The 22,667-nt window shown below is 41.6% G+C and carries 14 protein-coding genes; 11 read left to right on the top strand and 3 right to left on the bottom strand.

From position 1 onward, the window contains the following. Window positions 1-101 precede the first annotated feature (101 nt). Window positions 102-1,814, bottom strand: a complete 1,713-nt coding sequence (locus ACTIE0_RS14225) for a hypothetical protein (protein ID WP_006625327.1) — start codon at window positions 1,812-1,814, stop codon at window positions 102-104. A 39-nt stretch (window positions 1,815-1,853) separates the two neighbouring features. Further along, window positions 1,854-3,068: a glycosyltransferase family 4 protein gene (locus ACTIE0_RS14230; RefSeq protein ID WP_006670207.1), complete on the bottom strand. Its 1,215-nt coding sequence runs from the start codon at window positions 3,066-3,068 to the stop codon at window positions 1,854-1,856. Between the two features lie 83 nt (window positions 3,069-3,151). Between ACTIE0_RS14230 and ACTIE0_RS14235 the strand changes: the two genes are divergently transcribed. The 9 genes from ACTIE0_RS14235 to ACTIE0_RS14275 all read left to right on the top strand — a co-directional run bounded on the left by ACTIE0_RS14235 (window position 3,152) and on the right by ACTIE0_RS14275 (window position 20,602). Continuing rightward, the gene (locus tag ACTIE0_RS14235; RefSeq protein WP_006670206.1) at window positions 3,152-3,583 is read left to right on the top strand and encodes a nucleotide-diphospho-sugar transferase superfamily; all 432 of its coding nucleotides are present in this window, start codon (window positions 3,152-3,154) and stop codon (window positions 3,581-3,583) included. A 60-nt stretch (window positions 3,584-3,643) separates the two neighbouring features. After that, the gene (locus ACTIE0_RS14240) at window positions 3,644-4,474 is read left to right on the top strand and encodes a hypothetical protein (RefSeq protein ID WP_006670205.1); all 831 of its coding nucleotides are present in this window, start codon (window positions 3,644-3,646) and stop codon (window positions 4,472-4,474) included. Window positions 4,475-4,532: 58 nt separating this feature from the next. Beyond that, window positions 4,533-5,480 (top strand): glycosyltransferase family 2 protein, encoded by a 948-nt coding sequence (locus ACTIE0_RS14245; protein WP_006670204.1) that lies wholly within the window; start codon window positions 4,533-4,535, stop codon window positions 5,478-5,480. Between the two features lie 118 nt (window positions 5,481-5,598). After that, complete coding sequence (locus ACTIE0_RS14250; protein ID WP_193521113.1) at window positions 5,599-5,748, top strand: hypothetical protein; 150 nt, start codon at window positions 5,599-5,601, stop codon at window positions 5,746-5,748. 4 nt (window positions 5,749-5,752) lie between these two features. After that, complete coding sequence (locus ACTIE0_RS14255) at window positions 5,753-11,590, top strand: AAA family ATPase (RefSeq protein WP_006670203.1); 5,838 nt, start codon at window positions 5,753-5,755, stop codon at window positions 11,588-11,590. Window positions 11,591-11,648: 58 nt separating this feature from the next. Further along, window positions 11,649-14,852: a PAS domain S-box protein gene (locus ACTIE0_RS14260; protein ID WP_039933581.1), complete on the top strand. Its 3,204-nt coding sequence runs from the start codon at window positions 11,649-11,651 to the stop codon at window positions 14,850-14,852. 94 nt (window positions 14,853-14,946) lie between these two features. Further along, on the top strand, window positions 14,947-16,188 hold the full coding sequence (locus ACTIE0_RS14265; RefSeq protein WP_006625318.1) for an MFS transporter: 1,242 nt from the start codon (window positions 14,947-14,949) through the stop codon (window positions 16,186-16,188). Between the two features lie 72 nt (window positions 16,189-16,260). Then, window positions 16,261-18,321 (top strand): single-stranded-DNA-specific exonuclease RecJ, encoded by a 2,061-nt coding sequence (gene recJ, locus ACTIE0_RS14270; protein WP_006625317.1) that lies wholly within the window; start codon window positions 16,261-16,263, stop codon window positions 18,319-18,321. Window positions 18,322-18,499: 178 nt separating this feature from the next. Beyond that, the gene (locus ACTIE0_RS14275; RefSeq protein WP_006670200.1) at window positions 18,500-20,602 is read left to right on the top strand and encodes a M3 family metallopeptidase; all 2,103 of its coding nucleotides are present in this window, start codon (window positions 18,500-18,502) and stop codon (window positions 20,600-20,602) included. Window positions 20,603-20,669: 67 nt separating this feature from the next. On the opposite strand, the gene ACTIE0_RS14280 is transcribed toward ACTIE0_RS14275, so the two are convergent. Further along, window positions 20,670-21,368 (bottom strand): pentapeptide repeat-containing protein, encoded by a 699-nt coding sequence (locus tag ACTIE0_RS14280; protein WP_006670199.1) that lies wholly within the window; start codon window positions 21,366-21,368, stop codon window positions 20,670-20,672. Window positions 21,369-21,516: 148 nt separating this feature from the next. On the opposite strand from ACTIE0_RS14280, the gene ACTIE0_RS14285 reads away from it, so the two are divergent. Together ACTIE0_RS14285 and ACTIE0_RS14290 are read left to right on the top strand one after the other, a co-directional pair. Further along, window positions 21,517-22,236 (top strand): lysophospholipid acyltransferase family protein, encoded by a 720-nt coding sequence (locus ACTIE0_RS14285; RefSeq protein WP_006625314.1) that lies wholly within the window; start codon window positions 21,517-21,519, stop codon window positions 22,234-22,236. Between the two features lie 19 nt (window positions 22,237-22,255). Then, window positions 22,256-22,667: Rpn family recombination-promoting nuclease/putative transposase (locus tag ACTIE0_RS14290; RefSeq protein ID WP_315641288.1), on the top strand; the 412-nt coding region annotated here is incomplete at its 3' end.

Here is a 22,667-nt window from a genome sequence, read left to right on the forward strand (position 1 = left end):
TTTATCCTCAACTCTTCTCGCTTCTTATACCATATTGCCCTAAAATATTAACCTAATTTGAGATTAAATCATGCTCCTAAGAGAGCACCAGAGCCAATGGATTAATCTAACAATTGGCGAATGCGGGTTTTGTTGTCTGGGGAGGCTTGAGATTGGGTTTCTAACCATGCGATCGCTTCATCTCTCCCGAATTGGGCCACCAAAATGAGAGCGCCCCAGGCTTGCAAATCTGGTTCTTCTGGGTTTTCCAGCAGCGCTGCTTGAATGCGGTTTTTGATTCTTCCCCCGTCAGCCTGTAGGAGGTTTAACAGTTCGGTTTGGTTAAGGCTCGCGCTTTGAACCACATTTAGGGCTTCACTCCAACGACCATCAATAAGTCCCGCGAGTACCTTTTGAGTCGGACTTGCCCAAGCTGCTGTAGCCTGAGCATCTGTAATGCTGGCATGGAACTGAATTAATTGCAGTTGTGCCTCCGCTAATGCTGGCCATTTTTGGGGATAATCGCCACCGGTGCCGGAATTGTTCTTGAGGGGTTGCATCAGACTTAAAGCCGGAGACCACAAACCGCTGCGAGCTAGTCTAATAGCTCTTCGATAAGCATAGTGGTCAACAACTTCTTGATCTAGGGAGATGCTAACTAACTCAATGGGGTTAGGAACAAAGCGGCGGGGTCGGACTTGATAAATGCTGAATTGTGGCTCAAGTCCCATGGTTTGTTCAACTAATAATTCTGGGTAAGGTCCCCCGGTGACGTTTTCCCATATAGGATGCTGTCCCGCAGCACTTTTCCACTCCAACATCGAACTGAGGTGATAATGTTTGGGGTTGTAATGAATTATATGTCCGTAGGGAACTCGGGTATCCCCCACCAGACGGGTTCCATATAAGTTAAACCATACTCCCGATTCAGGAACCCTATTTTTAAACGTCGTGATATCAGTTAGGGGTAGTGGTCTATTACCGCCCTGCTGATTAGCACGAGTTCCAATCAAAGATGCCAGTACAAAAGACTCTGCTGGTCCGTTGACGGGTAGTTCATAAACTAGGCGATATAACTCAGGAGTCCCCACCGCTTGATAGGGAGTTTGTACTGATTTATAAACTCGCAGTTCCACAATTTCTTTACAACCAGTGGGACAGGGGATGGTTGTACTAGATTCGCGGGTCTGCATTACTGGAATTAACAGATCTACGGGTGTTTGAACGAGGGATTCATGGGGGAGTAGGAATGAGCGCCAGGGTTTGAGGTAGGGATTTTGGGCGAATAACCTTTCCTCTAGCCTAGCTGTACTGACACTATTGCTCATATCCCCTAAAACTTCTCGATTAGGAAGGGGTAGGGGTTCAGCAAAAAAACGACCTTGGGCTTTGAGTTCTTCTCGGATTTGCTCCAGGCTATAAAGATAATCGTTGGGTTTTAGGGGAATTTGGGTACTCGCGGGTAGAAATTGATTAAGCCAAATTCCTACGTCAGGATTGAGAATCAGTTGGTAACTAAACCAAGCGCTGACGCTGAATAGGGCTGAACCACCAAATAGTAGGCTAAAGGCTAGACTATCGGCTAACCACTTTTTTAGTGCTACTGATAGGGGGCTTGGGGACTGGCGAGTTCTGACAGTTGGCTTGTGTTTATGGTGGCCGATATTGCCCCCGCCCTGACCCGCCACGTTGGGCTTTTGGGCTAAGGGACGGGAAGGGGGCTGCTGTGATAATGGTTGTTTCTGGCGGCTGGGTGAAACAGCTTGGCGTTTCTGATTAGTCCCCCTGGATTTCTTGTCTATGGGTCGATTAAATCGGACTTGTCTATTGTTCATATTTGGCAACTGACTCCCCTAACTTTATGGTGATGACCTTCAACCGATGAGGACTTGTTCATAGCGCTGACCTGCTCGTTCCCAAGTATATTCAGTTTCGATGAGCGATCGCGCTTTTTGAGAAAGTTCTTGTCTGAGATCTGGGTTTTCAAACAGCCTGGCTATCTGTTGGACATATTCCTCAACTGTGTTAGCTCGTAAAGCCCGCAGTTCGACTCCTTCACCATCGACGGCTAAACCTTCTAAACCGCGATCGCTCGCTACCAAGGGAACTCCGGCAGCCATAGTCTCTAGGGTTTTATTTTTGATGCCGAACCCGGTTCGCATTGGGATTACACAGACTGTGGCTTTATGTAAATATTCTGCCATTGAAGGTACACGACCCGTTACGTTTACCCCTGGACAATAGGCTAGTTCTAACACTTCTGGTACGGGTCTGGCTCCTACGATAGTAATGGTGGTATCTGAAGCGCGTTTTTGGATCTGGGGTAATATCTCTAGGGCGAGAAATCTAGCCGCGTCAATGTTGGCTATGTTGTCCATGGCTCCGACAAAGATGAGTTGATGTCCACCTGGGTCGAAAGTTCGATAGGGAAACTGCTCAAAGTTTACGCCATTTGGGATAATTTCCACCTTCGCTATGGGGTTAAAGTGTTGCATCTGTTCCCCGTCTTCGGGAGTGGTGGCAACAATGGAGGAAAATTTGGTACAATATTGTTGCTCATAACGATAAAGTAGGGGAAGGTTAAGGCGATCGCGTAGGGGTTTCTCTGCCGTTTGAGTCTCTAGCTGCTGCCGACAGGTTGCATAAACTGAACTGTGGACATTAACGACTGTTTTTAAGCGGTCTTTCCATTCGGGGCGCACATAACTCTCATTAATGCTATGTTCGCAGGTGATGACATCATAGCCTTCGTCTTCAACTACTTGATCAATCCACTCCTGCATATCCACCGAGTAGGTTGCTCTAACATTGGGAGGAGTGCCACTGAGTAGGAATTGGCCAAATCGAGAGATTTTGCCGAAAATGCCCCAGTTTGCTTCTGCGGGTTCACTTCTGGGAAACACCTGGAGCCGATCTACGCACTGACTGAGTTCTTCAATGTCATCATCAGTGACATCAGAGGTGCGTTGTGTTACAAGAGTAATAGGGTGTGTCTGGCTCAAAAATTTGAGTAGGTTAAAGGTACGGACTTGGGTTCCACCTTTGGTAGGAGGATAGGGGAATGTGGAAGAAATCATTAAAATTTTCATCGGCATTTAAGTTGATGGGAAAGTCTCAGTAATTAACTGGGTAATTGTTAATTCAAATTAGATCTGATTAAGGAGTTGACCCCATGGCATCTTGTGGTATATACACTTTAGCAAATGATGTGGTTTTCGATCAACTGGTAGCTTTTTTAAATAGCGTAGAGGTTAATGTGAGTCCAGATATACCTATTTGTATTATTCCCTATGATGACCGTATGGAGCAGGTAAAAAAGGAAATTGGCGATCGCCCCAATGTTAGCATTTATGAAGATCAGCAAGAGATCCAGCGATGGGAAGATTTTGCTAAAGAAGTGTGGATGAACCATCCCCTAGCATTTCAGAAAAGTAATGCTCGCCTCATTGAATCAAGAATGCGTTTTCAGAGAAAAATGGCGGCTTTTCAAGGATACTTTGATAAGTTTTTATTTTATGATGCTGATACTTTAGCGATGAAACCGGTAGATGATATGTTTCTGAAACTAGATACCTACAAAACAAGCAAACGTATCATCACTTAGTTAACTGCTAAAGGGTGGTAATTTTTTGATTGTTGAAAATCTCAAACAGGTTAATCATTTATGTTGGGTTTTGTCGTACCGATTAAAAGTCGTAAGATATCTAAATCTTGGGATAATCTTTCTCTCCTACTGGAAAGAACTGCTAGGTCAATGTGCAATCAGACTCATCCTGATTTTCGGATGATTGTAGTCTGTCAAGAAAAACCTAATATTAAGTTTGAACATCCGAATTTACACTACCTGACGGTGGATTTAAGTTTGCCTGTACCGACAACAATAGTCGAAAAACGGGTGGATAAAATGTATAAAATAATCGCCGGAGTTCGTTTAGCCAAGGAAATCGGATGTGATCACATTATGCTGGCTGATGGTGATGATTGTGTGAGCCGATGTTTAGCTAATTTGGTAGCCCAAAATAAATCAGTTGATGGCTACTTCTTTAAAAGAGGGTATGTCTATAATAATAATAGCAATGTTATTAAAGTCATGCGTAAAGGGTTCCATCTTTATTGTGGCACAACTCATATTATTAGAAGTGATTTATATGATGCCTCAGAGGAAACTTTAGCAAGAATTCCTGAGTCGATCACATCCCCTAGTCAAATTCCTAAAGATATTCATCATTTCTACTATTGTCATAATTATTTTACGAGGGGTGTAGAGTCGAAAGGATCCCACCTTGAGCGACTTCCTTTTGTGGGGTCTATTTATATTTTAGGAAATAGTGAAAATCTATCTTCGGAAGATTTCGTTAATATTGAAAAACGGAAAAATATGTCTCTGAAAGTTAGACTGCTAAACCTGAAAGCCAGTTTATTAGATTACCGAAAATTAACCCCGAAGATTCGAGAAGAATTTGGTCTTTATGATATTGAACTAATCAATCCCTAGTAGAAAAGACGAGGACATATTAAACTTGATCATGTCGAGTGAAAGTTAAGCTGATTCTGTGGCTAAAATTACTGTTTGTATTCCTACTTATAACCGGGTTAACCTGTTACCGATCGCCATCGCCAGTGTTCTGGAACAAACCGAACAAGATTTCGAGTTAATTGTCTGTGATGACGGTTCGACTGATGGAACCGTGGAGATTATGTCTCGCTATGAAGACCCGCGATTGCGCTATATTCGCCATCAAAAAAATATTGGCAAAAGTAATAATATGCGATCGGGTTTTGATGCGGCTACGGGGGAATATTTTATTAAATTTGATGATGACGATCGCCTGACTCCAGAATTTCTCGAAAAAACCAGTGCCATTTTAGAGCAAAACCCTACCGTTGATTTTGTAGGGACTGACCACTGGATAATTGATATTAACAATAACCGAGACCAAACCGCCACAGATATTAACTCGGTCAAATGGGGACGCAGCCAACTCCCAGAAGGTATAGTTGAAAATCTCCTAGAAGTAGTATTTATTCAGCAAAGTTTTCAAATAGGAGCTACCCTCTGTCGTCGCCAAGCCTTAATTGATGTGGGGTATATGCGCCCGAATATTCAAAACTGCGAAGATAATGATTTATTAGTGCGTCTCGCCTTAGCCGGAAAGCAGGGATATTATATTCCCCAAAGGTTGATGGAATATCGGGTTCATGCTGAACAACAAGGGTTAAACCGGGCTATTCCTTATTTACGCGATCAAATCACTTATTTAGAAAATTTCCAATTCCCATCAGAAAAGCTGGAAACAATTAGGCGATCGCGCCTGGCTGAATCTCAACTTTTATTAGGGTTGCGAATGGTAGAAACTGGCGATACACAAGCCGGACGAGTCTTAATTGTAGCCGGACAATCAGCATCTCTCCCCAAAGCCTGGACAGGGTTGGCTATTTCTGTGCTTCCTCAACCTGTACGGAAACAAATCTTTACTCTTCTGCGGCGGGCTAAAAGCTAAAATCCTGCCTAGGAGTTGAGGCTGTGATGGGTTTTGGGTAAATCTACGCCACCAGCCCAAACCCAACAGCTATAAGAGATGGTATGGTTATAATTAAAGTGTTACGGCCCCAAAAAGCGTGGCTGATAACCTAAGCAGGAGTCAGTACGTTGCCATGGAGTTAGGGGGCTTCAGGCCTTTTTTCTGTGGCAGCATAGATATCGATCGCCATTTTAACTATTTGACTATTCATAAAACCATAAAAATCGAGAAACAACAGAAGCATTAAGGTTATGAATATTATTGCCAACTTACCCGGTTATAAAATCACAGAAGAGTTATACACAGGGAGTAGAACCCTAGTTTATCGAGGCATTCGTAGCAGTGACCAGCAACCTGTAGTTATCAAAATTTTACGACACGAATACCCTAGTTTTAACGAACTTGTCCAATTTCGCCATCAATATACTATTGCCAAAAATCTCGACTTTCCCAATATTGTTAAACCCTTGAGTTTAGAAGTATATGGTAATAGCTATGCTTTAATTATGGAAGATTGTGGGGGAGTTGCCCTATACCAATATTTAGAATCAGCCAGAAATAAACATACCAAATATCACTATTTTCATGTGGAAGATTTTCTAAAAATTGCCATTCAAATTGCCGACACTCTACATTATCTTCACCAAAACAGGGTAATTCACAAAGATATTAAACCTGCCAACCTTTTGATTAATCCTGATCATCAACAAGTTAAATTAATTGATTTTAGTATTTCATTCTTACTACCACGGGAAGCACCAGAAGTTAAAAATCCTCATATTTTAGAGGGGACATTATGCTATATTTCTCCAGAACAAACAGGTCGAATGAATCGAGGGATAGATTATCGAAGCGATTTCTATTCCCTGGGAGTTACCTGCTATGAATTGCTGACCGGAAAACTACCGTTTCAATCGTCAGATGTGATGGAGTTGGTACATTGTCATCTCGCCAAACAGCCCCCACCAATTCACGAAATTAACCCGAATATTCCTATAGTGATATCAGAAATTGTTAGTAAACTGATGGCGAAAAATGCCGAAGATCGCTATCAGAGTGCCTTGGGAATTAAATATGATTTAGAGGAGTGTTTACATCAATTACAAGAAACCGGTAATATTGATAGCTTTGCGATCGCACAACAAGACATAAGCGATCGCTTTATGATTCCCGAAAAACTCTATGGTCGAGAAGCCGAAGTTCAGCAACTATTAGCCGCCTTTGATAGAGTCAATATGAATCAAACCGAAATGATGCTAGTGGCGGGTTTTTCCGGAATTGGTAAAACTGCAGTTATCAATGAAGTTCATAAACCCATAGTCCGACAAAGAGGCTATTTTATTAAAGGTAAATATGACCAATTTAATCGTCATATACCTTGGGCTGCCTTCGTGCAAGCATTCCGGGATTTAATGGGTCAAATTTTATCAGAATCTGATGCTAAAATTCAAACCTGGAAAACCGAGATTCTGGAAGCAGTGGGAGAGAATGGTCAAGTTTTGATTGATGTTATCCCCGAGTTAGAAAAGATTATTGGTCCGCAACCACCAGCGGTAGAATTATCAGGTAATGCTGCTCAAAATCGCTTTAATCTACTGTTTCAAAAATTCCTGCAAGTTTTCACCAGCCAAGAACATCCCCTGGTGATATTTTTAGATGATTGGCAATGGTCAGATTCAGCATCATTAAACTTACTCCAACTATTGATGCAAGAGACTCAAGGATATTTGTTAATCTTAGGAGCCTATCGAGATCATGAAGTTTCACCAGTACATCCGTTTATTTTAACCGTTGATGAGATAATCCAAAGCGGAGCCACAGTTAATACAATTACCTTGTCACCTCTGCCAGAATTAGATATAAATCAGTTAGTAGCAGATACCCTGAATTGTCAATTATCTATGGCTAAATCCTTGGCTAAGTTAGTTTACCAAAAAACCCATGGTAATCCTTTTTTTGCCACCCAGTTACTCAAGGCTTTACATGATGAAAAATTAATTGTATTTGAGCAAAAAAAATCTTCATTTAAACCAGGATTCAGTCAAGGGGGATGGCAATGTGATATGGCGAAAGTGCAAGCCTTAACCCTTAGTGATGATGTGGTAGAGTTCATGGCATTACCATTGCAGAAATTGCCTAAAGATACTCAAGATCTTTTAAAGTTGGCTGCTTGTATTGGGTCGGATTTTGATTTAAATACTTTAGCAATTGTGAGTCAGAAGCCAACCCATGTAACGGCTGTAGCTTTATGGAAAGCATTACAAGAAGGCTTAATTATTCCGACCACTAAAATTTATAAATTTTTTACTGAATCAGACAATCAAGAGGTTTTTAATAGTGCAGCTAATCCCACCTATCGATTTTTGCACGATCGCATTCAACAAGCCAGTTATTCTTTAATTCCTGACCACCAAAAACAAGCCACTCATCTGCAAATTGGACAATTGCTACAGCACAACTTATCACCGACAGAAGTAGAAGAAAAATTGTTTGATATTGTGGGTCATTTGAATTTAGGTCATGGTTTAATAACTGATACCCAAGAACGAGAAACTTTAGCCCAACTCAACTTATCAGCAGCACAAAAAGCCAGAAATTCTACAGCTTATGTGGCGGCGAGAAATTTGGTGGAAACTGGACTAGAGTTGCTGGCGGATGACTGCTGGGAAAGTCAGTATCAACTGGCTTTAAATATGTATGTTACTGCGACAGAAACTGCCTACTTAAATGCTGATTTTGACACCATGGAAACCCTATCAAGTTTGGTGCAAAAATCATCTAAAAATATCCTTAATAAAGTCAAAATTTACGAGATTCAAATAAATGCCCTAACTGCTCAGAGTCGGATGTTAGAAGCGATCGCTGTAGCCGAAAATGCACTTAAAGAACTAGGAGTTGAGTTTTCGTCCCAACCAGATGAAGCCTTGACCGCGAAAACATTAGAAACTATTTCTCAGCAACTAGAAGGCAAAAAAATTGAGGATTTAGTGAACTTTCCAGTTATGGAAGATCCAGAAACCTTGGCGGCTATGGAACTATTAGGGATTTTGTTTGCTCCTATTTTTCTAGGAAATCCTACTATACTACCTCTGTTGGGGTTCACTATGGTTAGTTTATCTCTGAGGTTTGGTAATGCACCTACATCAACCATTGGTTATGCAATTTATGGTATGGTACTTTCTGCCTTTTTAGGAGAGGTTAAAAAAGGTTATAAATTTGGGCGAGTCGCCTTGATTTTACTGGATAAGTTTAATGTCCGAAAACTAAAAGCTCTGACATTACTGCTATTTGGTACTTTTCTTCAGCATCGCCAAGAACCATTAAGATCCGCTATTCCTACCCTCAAAAATGGTTATATGGCAGCCATAGAAACTGGTCAAATTCTCTATGCTGGTTATAACATTTTTAACTACTTTTATGATAATTTCTTCGCGGGAGTGCGTCTAGATAATTGGGAAGGAGAAATTGACAATTACTGTGTAGTTTTAGAGAAAGCCAAACAAGATTCTCCCCTAACCTACCTGAAGATTAAAAAGCAGATGGTGTATAATTTTCGGGAAATTGTCGATTCACCATATTTATTGAAGGGGAACGACTACAATGAAATAGTGATGATTCCTAAGCATCATCATGATAATGAATTAACTGCTCTGGCTGTGGTCTATATCTATAAATTGATTCTTGCTTATCTATTTGGTGAATATCATCATGCTGGGGAATATATTGCCAAAGCTGATCAATATTTGATGGCAGTGGGAGGAACAATTTATATTCCGGTTTTCCATTTCTATGCTGGTTTAACCTATTTAGCTTTATGCTCCACGTCAAAAATTGACCAAGATTATAGTCTGGATATGGTTAAAAGTCATCAGAAAAAATTAGCGGAATGGGCAGAGTCTTCCCCCAATAATCATCAGCATAAAGTTGATTTGTTAGCGGCTGAAAAATGTCGATTCTTTGGAGAAAAAGCAGAGGCTATTGATTTATACGATCGCGCTATTACCGGAGCCAAAGACAACAAATATATCCAAGAAGAAGCCTTAGCTAATGAACTAGCGGCTAAATTTTACCTAAATTGGGGTAAAGCTAAAGTTGCCGCTGGGTATATGCAAGATGCCTATTATGGTTATGCTAAATGGGGTGCAAAAGCTAAGGTGGCGGATTTAGAAAAACGCTATCCTAAACTGTTGAACCCGATTTTACACCGACCTCGTGCTACTAATTTATTCAAGGAAACTATTGCCAGGGGTATGATGACTTCTACTCATACTTCTAGTAGCATTTCCGAAATCCTGGATTTAACAACTTTGCTGCAAGCATCTCAAGCTATTTCTAGTGAAATTGAATTAGACAAGCTGATTAGTAACTTGTTAAAAATAGTGATTAATAATGCGGGAGCTAATAAGTGTATATTGGTGCTTAAACAAGATGATAAATTTAATGTAGTTGCCATATTAGAACCCGGAAAATCACCGGAGATATTACCATCAATTCCCCTAGAAGCTAGTCAAGATTTGCCGATTAGTGTAGTTAATAATGTTCGCCGTACTGGCAAGTATTTAGTGCTGGCAGATGCCAGAATAAATCCCAGGTTTTATGCTGATACTTATATCCAAAATAACCATCCTAAAAGTGTTATCTGTATCCCGATTATCAACCAAGGTCAGTTGATGGGTATTTTATATTTGGAAAATAATTTAACTATAGGAGCCTTTACGAGCGATCGCGTTGAGTTGCTCAAATTTCTCTGTTCTCAAGCTGCCATTTCTCTGGAAAACGGGCGACTTTATGAGGAATCACAGACTTATAATCACAAACTAAAACAATATGTAGAAAAACTAGAATTAAGTGAAGCACGTTATCGTTATTTAGCCACTGCTACATCTCAAATTATTTGGCTGGCTAGTCCTGAAGGAGAAAACCTAGATACAGTTCATTGGATTGCATATACTGGACAAACCCTAGAAGAAGTCAAGGGAAGGGGATGGCTAAATGCCTTGCATCCTGATGATCTCCCTCACACTACTAAAGTTTGGCAAAAAGCAGTGGAAACTAAGAGTTTATATAAGACCGAATACCGCATTCGTGGCGCTGATGGTATTTACCGTTATTTTGCTGTTCAAGGAGTCCCTATTTTCGCCAAAGATGGTAGTGTGAAAGAATGGATTGGCACTTGCACTGATATTGATGCGCGCAGACGTGCTGAAAATAAACTGCGTGAAAAATCTCAGCAGTTGGAGCAAACTTTACAGGAACTGCAAACTATGCAACTGCAACTGGTGCAGAATGAAAAAATGTCAGCTTTAGGAAATTTAGTGGCAGGTGTTGCCCATGAAATTAACAATCCCGTGGGCTGTATTAAGTGCAATATTCCCCCGGTGATTAATTATATTAAAGACTTGTTGGGTTTGATTGATTTATACCAAGAAAAATATTCTGTGACTGATGATGAGATTCAAGATAAAATAGAATCCATAGAACTGGATTATATCCGAGAAGATTTGCCCAAATTAATTAGAGCAATGCGGGAGGCAGTCGGACGCATTCAAGATCTAAGTGTAAGTTTAAGAACTTTCTCCCGCGCCGATACTGATCGCCCGGTTGCTTGCCATATTCACGATGGCATTGATAGTACATTGATGATTCTGAAGCATCGCCTAAAAGCTAACCAGATGCGCCCAGAAATTCAAGTAATTAAGGAATACGGTAATCTACCCCATATTAAGTGTTATGCTGGACAGTTAAATCAGGTATTTATGAATATTTTAAGTAATGCTATTGATGCTTTAGATGAATCAAATAAAGGGCGAGATTATGGGGAAATTAATAATCATATTTTGGTAAAAACTGAGTTATCTGGTGACGGCAACTATGCCAGGATTCGGATTAAAGATAATGGCGTGGGTATCAGTGATGATGTCAAATTTAAAATATTTGAGCATTTATTTACTACCAAAAATGTGGGTAAAGGTACGGGTTTAGGATTAGCGATCGCTAGACAAATTGTGGTTGATAAACACTCAGGTATGCTAGAAGTAAATTCAACTTTAGGTGAGGGTACAGAATTTGTGATTTCTATTCCTTGTTAATCGTGTCAGATGGTTAATGATTGCCAATATTAGGTTCCTATATCAGACATATTTTCCCATGAAATTAAAGCAAAAAATCGCGGCTACCTATATTGCCACCCTAGGAATTGCTATCACCGGAACTACTATCGGTTTACTGGTAGGTAATTACTATGAAAAACCGGCTATAATCAACCGGGATGCTGTAGTTAACCAATACGCACTGCTCAACCATTTACAAGTTAAGATATTATACAACCGACCTAGTAAACAACTATCTCCATATCTGTCCGAACCAGAGGGTTTTCGGCAATCTGTTAATGCCTTTATGCAAAGGTTAGATGAAATTGATGATCTGCTAACAGAATATGAACAACTTGATCAAGATAAAAAAACGCCTGAACTGCAATTACTATTTTCTGAATATCAGGAAACTGTGGGGATTTTTGCCGAAAGATTAAACAGATTTGCTACAGCAGTAGAAGGATTAAATTTTGCCGATGACCAAATACAAGCTGCACAGCAAGAGTTAATTGCACTTATCCAAAGCCCAGAATTTGCTAATTTTATCGAATTACCCGACCAGCTAACTGAGGTAACCAATCGTACTAGAAAACAGCTAAAACTGGCAGAATTAGAGTTAGCAAAAGCCCAAAAAATGCGGAATTATATTGCTACCAATAGCCTGCTATTATCAGTGGCGATCGCATCCCTAGCCGGAATGCTTCTCAGTCGAGCGATCGCCCGTCAGGAAATAGCTAACCAAGCTGAACGCGAACGACTACAATTAGCTTTAGAATCTGCAAATATTGCCACTTGGGAATGGAACCCACAAACCCAACAAGTATATTTTGATAGTCGTTGGAAAACCATATTAGGCTACCAAAGTGATGAAATTAAGGATTCCCTAGAATCATGGGAAAGTCGTGTACATCCAGAGGATATAGAGTTAGTTCATGAACAAATCCAAAAACACATCCGAGGTGAAATACCAATTTATGAAAATGAACATCGCCTGCGCTGCAAAGATGGTTCCTATAGATGGAATTTTGCCAGGGGTAAAGTGGTAGAGTGGGATCAACAAGGAAAACCCATCAGGTTTATTGGCATTAATTATGATATTTCCGATCGCCAAGAAGCTGAAAATAAATTGCGTGAGAGTGAGGGAATTTGGCGCACTCTATGTGATGTGACTCCCGCTGCGATCGCCATGTTTGATACCCAGATGCGATACCTAGTCGCTAACCGGGCTTGGTATCAACAATATGGCTTAGAAAATCAAGAAATTATCGGGCGATCGCACTATGAAATTTTCCCCGATATTCCCCAACATTGGAAAGATATTCATAGCCGTTGTTTAACAGGAGTAACCGAGAAATCAGAAGCCGATTTATGGATGCGTGATGATGGAGGTTCAGACTGGGTATGTTGGGAAATTCGTCCTTGGATTGATGGGAATGGTAACATTGGTGGCTTACTGATGTATACAGAAGTAATTACCGAACGTAAAGCTTATGAAATAACCCTTGCCGAACTTAGTAAACAATTAAAAAAAGCCCAAGAAGTTGCCCATTTAGGTTACTGGTCTTTTGATATTACCACCCAAAAAATTACTTGGTCGGAAGAGGTTTTTAACATTTTTGGCTTAGACCCCGACCAAGGAGAGCCAAATTTTGAGCAAAATCTCCAACTTTATCACCCCGAAGATCGTGACTTCTTTTTACAGAGAGTTGGTGAAGCTAACCAAGGTATTCCTCAAAACTTTGATGCGCGTATTATCCGTCCTAATGGAGAAATTCGCTATATTAATAGTCGCATTGAATTAGAGTTTAGAGATGGTCAACTGGTGCGGATGTTTGGCATTGTCATAGATATAACCGATCGCCAAACAGAAGAAGCCTTACGTTCTCTACTCACCCGCACTCAACTGTTAAGTCATATTAGCACAGAAATTCGCAATTCCCTCGACTTAGATACAATTTTACAAAATGCAGTTAATGCAATTTTTGCGGAACTCAAAGTAGATATTTGTAGCTTTGGTTGGTATAACCATCATGATGATTCCGGTATATGGGAAGTAGTGACAGAGCAGAAAAAGCCAGGATTTACCAGTTGGCTTGGTCCTTATCAATTGAATGATTTTCCCCGGTTATTTGAAAAAATATTTAGGGAAGAATTTTATAGTTTGGATATTAGGACATCAGAAGACCAAAAAGAAGTAGATTTTTTTCAGGGAATGGGGATTACACTTTATTTAGCCTTACCCATTCATACAGAAAGCAAAATTGGGGCTTTTGAATTAGGTCGTAGCCAGGGAGATGCACCTTGGCAAGATGATGAAATTGACCTCTTAAAAAACATTGCTAATCAAGTGGCGATCGCTATTCAACAAGCCCAACTTTATCAAGAATCCCAAGCCAAAAGCCAAGAAATTGAACGTGCTTACCGAGAACTCCAAGACACCCAAATGCAGTTAATCCAATCAGAAAAAATGTCAAGTCTGGGTCAATTAGTTGCCGGGGTTGCCCATGAAATTAACAACCCGGTTAGTTTTATTTATGGTAACTTAAGCCACACATCCCAATATACGGAAGATTTATTACATCTAATCAAATTATATAAACAATATTATCCAGAACCTGCCCCCAATATTGCAGATTTTATCGAAGAGATTGATTTAGATTTTATTAAAGAAGATTTACCCCAAATCATCAATTCCATGAAAACCGGAGCCGAGCGCATTCGTGATATTGTCAAATCCCTGCGAACCTTCTCGCGCTTAGACGAAGCCAAATTAAAAGCAGTAGACCTCCATGAAAATTTAGAAAGCACCCTAGTCATTTTACAAAATCGGTTAAATGGGAGAGCCGGAAATCCCCCCATAGAAGTGATTAAAGATTATGGTGATTTGCCAGATTATGAGTGTTATATTGGCTTATTAAATCAGGTGTTTTTGAATGTATTAGCCAATGCCATACAGGCTATTGAGGAGCGACACAATCATCAAACAGACGCTGACTATAGTGGTAAAATCACCATTACTACATCTTTAGATTCACTGGCTATATTCATTGCCATTAAAGATAATGGCATCGGTATGAGTCCAGAAGTTCAAGGCAAAATTTTTAACCCATTTTTCACCACTAAACCCATTGGTCAAGGCACAGGTATGGGATTACCCACCAGCTATCAAATTATCACCCAAAATCACCGAGGCGAGTTAAATTTTACCTCAGTGTTGGGGGAAGGAAGCGAATTTATGATTAAGCTACCCCTGAGTTGAGATAGCCTCTATCAAAAGTCTCAGATCCCCTTAATCCCCCTCAATCCCCCAGTGAAGACTCTATACTAATCACCATTGCTTATGGAGTTTTCCCTTGAATATCCTATTTATAATTAAAACCCGACAGCGACGCAGCCTGCTGATGCTGTTTATAGCGGGTCTATGTTTCTGGTCTGCCATTACTACATTGCTACCGACCCTCCCCCTGTATATTGCCTATCTGGGGGGGACTAAGCAACAAATAGGCTTAGTTATGGGGGCTTTTGCCCTAGGACTGCTACCCTCCCGCGTCTTCCTGGGTCCCCTAGCAGATAAACGAGGCAGAAAGCTAGTATTGCTGATCGGGACAATAGTCGCGACCGTAGCACCCCTTGGCTATTTATTCGCTGATTCGATGCCGTTAATGGCTTTATTAAGGGCTTTTCATGGCATCAGCATAGCAGCCTTTACCATTGGCTACACAGCCCTAGTCACAGATTTAGCCCCAGAAAACCGTCGCGGGGAAATAGTCGGTTATATGAGTCTGGTAGCCCCCATTGGTATGGCTATTGGTCCAGCTTTAGGCGGTTTTATCCAGGCGGGAATGGGTTATGGTCCTCTGTTTATCAGTGGTACTGTTTTTGGGCTATTATCACTTTTGGCAATTTCTCAGGTATTAGAAGCCTCAAGAAACCCAGAAACCAGCGACCAGTCACAAACAAAGGGATCACCCATAGCTAATTATCTCCAGCGTCTGGGAAGTCCAGCATTGAAAATCCCAGCCTTAGTTCTGTTGATGGTGGGGCTAATTTTCGGCACTTTAGTAACTTTTATCCCCCTATATATCCAAGATTCTGGGCTAAATCTCAATCCGGGGCTATTTTATAGCATGAAAGCGATCGCCAGTTTTGCCGTCCGTCTACCCATGGGTCGCGCCTCTGACCGCTATGGTCGGGGTATTTTTATCACCACAGGTCTGATATGTTATCTAGTTTCGATGTTCATCCTAGCGATCGCCAATAACAATTTTGATGTCTTGCTGGCTGGTTTATTTGAAGGTACCGCCGCAGGAATTACCATTCCGATGATGTTAACCCTAATCGCCGATCGCTGTTTACCCCAGGAAAGAGGCCAATTTTTCTCAATTTGTTTAGGGGGATTTGATTTAGGATTAGCCCTCGCCGGACCGATTTTCGGTTCCATCGCCGATGTGGTAGGATATCGTAACCTATTCACCATCAACACAGGTTTAGCCGCCGTCGCCCTACTATTATTTATCACCCAGTCTAGTCGCAACCTGCGCGAATCTTTCCGATTTGCTGTTGGTCGTGGTAAAGATAGTTATGCCATTAACTGATACTTCCTCAATAGCGAACCCCTGATATAATTATTACGATCAAGGATGAAAACATTGGCAATTTGAGTCACCGTGGAAGACAAACCTCCCATCACCACAGAACCACTACTACCAAAACAGCGCTGGTATATTTTCCCAGAACGCCCCGAAATTGCCCAGAGTCTATCTGAAACCACCGGGGTTCACCCTATTATTGCCCAAATCCTGATCAACCGGGGAATCGAAACCAAAGAACAAGCCGAAGCCTTCCTTAACCCCCAATCCCAAACTCTCCCGGAACCTATGGAGGAGTTCCCCGACTTACCCAAAACTGTCCAATTGCTGCAAAATGCCATTGATAATCAACAAAAAATTGCCATCTGTGGGGACTATGATGCTGATGGGATGACCAGTACAGCGTTATTAATTAGAGCCATTTCTCAATTAGGCGCAGATATTACATCAGCAATTCCTAGTCGGATGCAAGAAGGCTATGGTATCAATAATCGCATTGTCGAGGAATTTCACGATCAGGGTATCTCCATAATTATCACTGTGGATAATGGTATTTCGGCGATCGCTCCGGTGGCTAGGGCGAAAGAATTGGGGCTAACTGTGATTATCACCGACCACCATGATCTGCCTCCCCAACTCCCTAACGCTGATGCTATTCTCAATCCCAAATTACTGCCCAAAACTTCCCCCTATTATGGCTTGGCTGGAGTTGGTGTCGCTTATATATTAGCCCTATCCTTAGCGAAACTTAGAGGAGAATGGGAGAGTTTGCGCTGGCAGTTATTGGAACTATTTACCCTAGGGACTATAGCTGATATGGCTCCCTTAAATGGAGTGAATCGCCGTTGGGTTAAACGGGGGTTAAAAATTCTTCCGGAGTCTAAAATTGCGGGAGTCCAAGCATTAATTCAAATAGCAGGATTGGCTAACCAACAGCCTAATTTAACTAATTCTACTACTTCGATGAAACCAGAAGATATCGGCTTTCGCCTCGGACCTCGGATTAATGCGATCGGACGCATTGGACATCCCCAGGTGGTGATTGAACTGTTAACTACTGACCACATGGGAACCGCGTTAGAACAGGCGAAAGAGTGCGAAGAAACTAACCTACTACGGAAACAGCTTTGTGCGGATATTGAACAGGAAGCTATTGCTTGGTATGAAAATAGTAATATTAACCTTGAACAAGAACGGGTTTTAGTTCCCTGTCAAAAAAAATGGCATCATGGAGTTATTGGAATTGTGGCTTCCCGACTGGTGGAACGCTACGGAGTTCCGGTATTTATTTGTACTTATGAAGACGAGGAAAATCTGCGGGGTTCGGCGCGGGGGATTCCAGAATTTCATGTGTTTGAAGCACTGCAATTTTGTCAAGATCTCCTCGGTAAATTTGGCGGACATAAAGCGGCTGGTGGCTTTTCTTTACCGGCGGCTAATTTGCCTAAGTTTAAACAGCGCTTGAGTGAATTTGCTCATCAATGTCTGCAAGTAGAACATCTCCGACCTTTAATTAATGTTGATGTGAGCATAAATTTGAGAGATATTAACTATAAATTATATGACCAAATTGATAAAATACAACCCTGTGGGATTGCCAATAGTGAGCCAGTTTTTTGGACTCCTAAGCTGCGAATTGTCCATCAAAAAATAGTCGGCAAAAGTCATATTAAACTAACTTTATCTCAAGATTTACCACCGGAAATCACCATGGCTGTTTTACCTACTATATCTGCGATCGCCTGGCGGTGGGCTGATTATTTCCCCCTCCCTTCCCCCCTGGATTTTGCTTATAAATTACGGAAAAATACCTGGAATAATCAAACGGCGATCGAGTTAGAAATTGTGGGTGTGCGACTTCCAGAAACCTTTGTTCCTCTACATCGCCGCCTAGCTGAATTTAATTATTGCGATCGGACTTACAAGTGTAATATTACTCCTATTGGAGACAACTGGGAATTAAGAATTCGTAACCAAAAGGGAGAGGTTCTAGCTATTCAACCTGGACAAAAAACCGGGTTATTAGGAATTAGTCGATCCGCAGCCAAAACTGTTGATATTTCTCACCCCTTTTTTATGAAATTAATCGAAGCCGCCCAAGCCGCCCTGGGTGTAAAATTACCCTTTTTGAACAATTAACCACCTCAAATCAAGGAATCCTGTAGGGTCGGGTTCCACTGTCAATTAAATTCACCACCACCAACATTACTCAACTCGCCCCACCCAACCAGATAGTTAATTATCAGTTGATAACTATTCAAGCAGAGATTATATTATTATGCTATACCAAAAGTAGCGATAGCATTGATGTCAATTGATGAATCATAACACTATGACCCAGAATCCACTTTTAATCGGAAAAGGACTTCCCCCCTTTGCAGATATTACTACAGATAATGTAGTCCCAGGAATCACCCAACTTTTAGAGGAACTAGAAACCACCCTTAGTAAATTAGAAGAAAACGCCGAACCCACCTGGTCAGGATTAGTTGAACCTCTCCAGGAACTCCAAGAACGTCTAGTCTGGAGTTGGGGTATAATTAATCATCTGATGGGTGTTAAAAATAGCCCAGAACTGCGAGAAGCCCATCAAACAGTACAGCCCCAAGTGGTTCAATTTATCAACCGTCTGAACCAAAGCCAACCCCTATACAAGGCATTTAAAGCGTTAGCAGAATCACCCGATTGGGAATCCCTAGAACCTGCTCAAAAACGGATTGTAGAAGCCACCATTAGAGATGCGGAATTATCTGGGGTAGGATTAACCGGAGAAATATGCGATCGCTTTAACGCTATTGAACTAGAATTAGCCGAACTTTCTACCCAATTTTCTAACCAAGTAATTGACGCAACCAAAGCCTTTAGCCTCACCCTAACCACCCCAGAAGAAATAGACGGCTTACCCCCCAGCTTACTCAGTCTAGCAGCCCAAGCAGCCAGAGAAGCCGGGGAAGAAAACGCCACCCCAGAAAACGGACCCTGGCGAATTACTTTAGACTTTCCCAGTTTTGGACCGTTTCTTAAATATAGCACCCGCCGAGATTTACGCGAAACCGTATATCGCGCTTATATCAGTCGCGCCTCCGAGGGAGAACTCAACAATTTTCCCTTAATTGAACGCATTTTAAAACTGCGTAAAGAGAAAGCAGAAATTCTCGGTTTTTCTAGTTACGCAGAACTGAGTTTAGCCAGTAAAATGGCTCCCGATGTCGCCGCCGTTGAACAACTCCTAGAAGAACTGCGAACAGTTAGCTATGAAGCAGGAGTTCAGGAATTTGAAGAACTGAAAGCCTATGCTAAATCCCAAGGGGAAAAATCCGATCTGAAACATTGGGATATTAGCTTTTGGTCGGAACGCCAAAGGTCAGAAAAATTTGCCTATACAGATGAAGAACTGCGCCCCTATTTTCCCCTAAATCAAGTTCTGGATGGCTTGTTTGAACTGGTGCGGCGCATCTTTAATGTTACCATTACGCCCGCCGATGGTTTGGCCCCAATTTGGCATCCTGATGTCCGCTATTTTCAAGTAGCTGATGAACATAAAAATGCGATCGCCTATTTTTACCTAGACCCCTACAGTCGTCCCGCCGAAAAACGAGGCGGCGCTTGGATGGCTGACTGCATTAACCGCGCCAAAATCATCGAAGATGGTATCACTAAAATTCGCCTTCCCGTCGCCTATTTACAATGCAATCAGACCCCACCTGTAGACGGAAAACCGAGTTTAATGACCTTCTCCGAGGTAGAAACCCTATTCCACGAATTTGGTCATGGTTTACAACATATGCTGACCACCGTGGATTATCCTGGCGCATCTGGTATTAATAATGTAGAGTGGGATGCCGTGGAATTACCCAGCCAATTTATGGAAAACTGGTGTTATGATCGCTCTACATTATTTGGGATGGCTAAACATTACGAAACCGGGGAAACTCTCCCAGAACACTATTACCAAAAAATACTTGCCTCCCGCAATTATATGAGTGGTACAGCCATGTTACGACAAATTCATTTTTCCTTGGTCGATTTGGAATTACACCACCGTTACCAACCCGGAGGTAAAGAAACTGTCAATGATGTGCGTCAACGTCTTGCTGCTGAAACCACCGTTTTACCACCTCTTCCAGAAGACGCATTTTTATGTAGTTTCGGTCATATTTTTGCCGGAGGATATGCCGCCGGATATTACAGCTACAAATGGGCGGAAGTTCTCAGCGCCGACGCTTTTGCCGCCTTTGAGGAAGCTGGATTAGATAATGATTCCGCCGTGGTTTCTATTGGGGAAAAATTCCGCCATACCGTATTAGCCCTAGGCGGCAGTTTGCACCCTATGGAGGTGTTTAAATCTTTCCGAGGACGAGAACCTAGTACCAAACCATTACTGATTCATTCGGGGTTAGTTCCAGCTCTTAGAGCTTAGTCTCAGGGAAAATTGGTGCGTCAGATACCTATGACGCACCTCCCGAACAACTGAACACTAACAATATCTATAGGGCTGTATTTTCCTGGTAAATAGACCCATCTGGCATAATTGTCCCCTCTAAAATAACACCCCGCACATTAGCATTAACTAAATTAGCCCCTTCCAAGTTAGCATGACTCAGATTAGTAGGTTTTTGAAATTCTCGGAAAGAAAAACTATGCAGGTCAGCTTCCCTCAAATTACTATCAGCTAAGTTAGCATATTCTAAGTTAGCACTTTGTAAACTAGCCTGCTGTAAATCAGCACCAATTAGGTTAGCACCCCAGAGTATAGCTTCGATTAAATTAGCACTTTGTAGATAAGCGCCCTGTAAATTAGCTAAGGTTAAATTAGCTTTTAATAGTTCCGAATCATTGAGATTAGCACTCATCAAATTAGCATGATTTAGGTCAGCTTCAAAAAGTTTGGCTCCCTGTAAATTAGCTCCCTGTAATTTGGCTCCACCTAGTCGCGCTTTCTGTAATATAGCATTTTGTAAATTGGCTCCTTGTAAATTTGCCCTAGTTAGGTTAGCGCCAGTTATATCAAGTTCTCGGAGATCAGCACCCTGTAGATCACACACTTTCCACAAAAATGAGACACAGACATTTTGTTTAAGTAAGCGATCGCGATCAGATAAATTGGCAGCATTAACCGGGGGCATCAATCCCCAGCCAAGTGCAATACAGAGTACAATTGATATTGCCAATTTTAGCAGTTTCATTATCCTTAAATTAAATAGCTCATCACATTCTATGATAACCTTTATGTGTATAACATAACCGGAAGTGCGATCGCCATAATTATCATAATTATTAATAAACTCAGAGGGGTTATGATTAAGGAAAGCTAAATTTCAGGTGTCTATACTAATGTCAAACCAAACATCCCCTAGTTGCAACTCTTCAAACTCCTTTGAATCCGAGGTTTCCCCATGGTTAACCCCCCTCACTTACTGGCTGATGGGTCGAATTTTCATGCCTCTATATTTTCAACAAATTGAAGTAGAGGGTCAAGAGTATATTCCACGGGAAGGACCGGTAATTTTAGCCCCCACCCACCGTTCGCGATGGGACCCCCTGATCTTAGGCTACGTTGCTGGAAGGTCAGTTACGGGGAGGGATTTGCGATACATGGTTTTATGGGAACAAACCCAAGGACTCCAGGGGTGGTTTGTCAAAAAGTTGGGAGGATTTCCCGTTAATCGCGAAAATCCAGGAACCGCCAGCATTAGATATAGTGTCGAACTTCTCCAAAATCAGGAAATGTTGGTACTGTTTCCAGAGGGACATATTTTTCAAGATAATCAAATTCACCCGATTAAATCAGGTGTAGCCAGAATTGCACTACAAGCGATCGCCAATCAACCCGATTTCAAGTTACCAATTATTCCCATCGCCATTTGTTATGATCGACAACCTCCCATTTCTAAAGGAACGCGGGTTAAGGTAAACATTGGCGCTCCCATTCCGGTTGACACAGAAGATGGTGAGTCAAAAAAAACAGCCACCAAAAGGATTACAGCTAATTTAGAACAGGCTTTAAAAATACTCTTTTCTGACTCCTTACAGACTCCCCACAACCGCCCGTAGATTGGGGTATAATACTAATATGTTTGACAATGTTTGCAAGTTCCTGGCTGAGACGTTTCCGGCGGATTTAGCCCAGTGGTTATTGGGAGAACCCATTCCCCTGACTGAACTCAGCCCGTCGGAACTTTCCCTAGAGCCAATTCGGGCTGATAGTCTCATCTTGCTGAAATCAGAGGGAGTCATCCTGCATCTGGAATTTCAGACCCAACCGGACCCAACTATTCCGTTTAGGATGTTAGATTATTGGGTGCGGGTCTATCGTCGGTTCCCAGAATGCTCCATGCAGCAAGTGGTAATTTATTTAAGGGAAAGTTCCTCGGATTTAGTCTACCAAACCCAGCTAGAAATAGCTCAAACTCGCCATCAATTTCAGGTAATTAGACTCTGGGAAGAATCCGTAGATACGTTTATAAATGTGCCGGGATTATTAC

Origin of the sequence: Limnospira sp., from assembly GCF_051859755.1 — a bacterium.
GTDB lineage: Bacteria > Cyanobacteriota > Cyanobacteriia > Cyanobacteriales > Microcoleaceae > Limnospira > Limnospira fusiformis.

What these genes read in the sequence shown, in the direction of transcription:
- ACTIE0_RS14280 (WP_006670199.1), bottom strand. Translation starts at nt 21,368, where the DNA reads ATGAAACTGCTAAAATTGGCAATATCAATTGTACTCTGTATTGCACTT.
- ACTIE0_RS14285 (WP_006625314.1), top strand. Translation starts at nt 21,517, where the DNA reads ATGTCAAACCAAACATCCCCTAGTTGCAACTCTTCAAACTCCTTTGAA.
- ACTIE0_RS14225 (WP_006625327.1), bottom strand. Translation starts at nt 1,814, where the DNA reads ATGAACAATAGACAAGTCCGATTTAATCGACCCATAGACAAGAAATCC.
- ACTIE0_RS14235 (WP_006670206.1), top strand. Translation starts at nt 3,152, where the DNA reads ATGGCATCTTGTGGTATATACACTTTAGCAAATGATGTGGTTTTCGAT.
- ACTIE0_RS14275 (WP_006670200.1), top strand. Translation starts at nt 18,500, where the DNA reads ATGAATCATAACACTATGACCCAGAATCCACTTTTAATCGGAAAAGGA.
- ACTIE0_RS14260 (WP_039933581.1), top strand. Translation starts at nt 11,649, where the DNA reads ATGAAATTAAAGCAAAAAATCGCGGCTACCTATATTGCCACCCTAGGA.
- ACTIE0_RS14240 (WP_006670205.1), top strand. Translation starts at nt 3,644, where the DNA reads ATGTTGGGTTTTGTCGTACCGATTAAAAGTCGTAAGATATCTAAATCT.
- ACTIE0_RS14255 (WP_006670203.1), top strand. Translation starts at nt 5,753, where the DNA reads ATGAATATTATTGCCAACTTACCCGGTTATAAAATCACAGAAGAGTTA.
- ACTIE0_RS14230 (WP_006670207.1), bottom strand. Translation starts at nt 3,068, where the DNA reads ATGAAAATTTTAATGATTTCTTCCACATTCCCCTATCCTCCTACCAAA.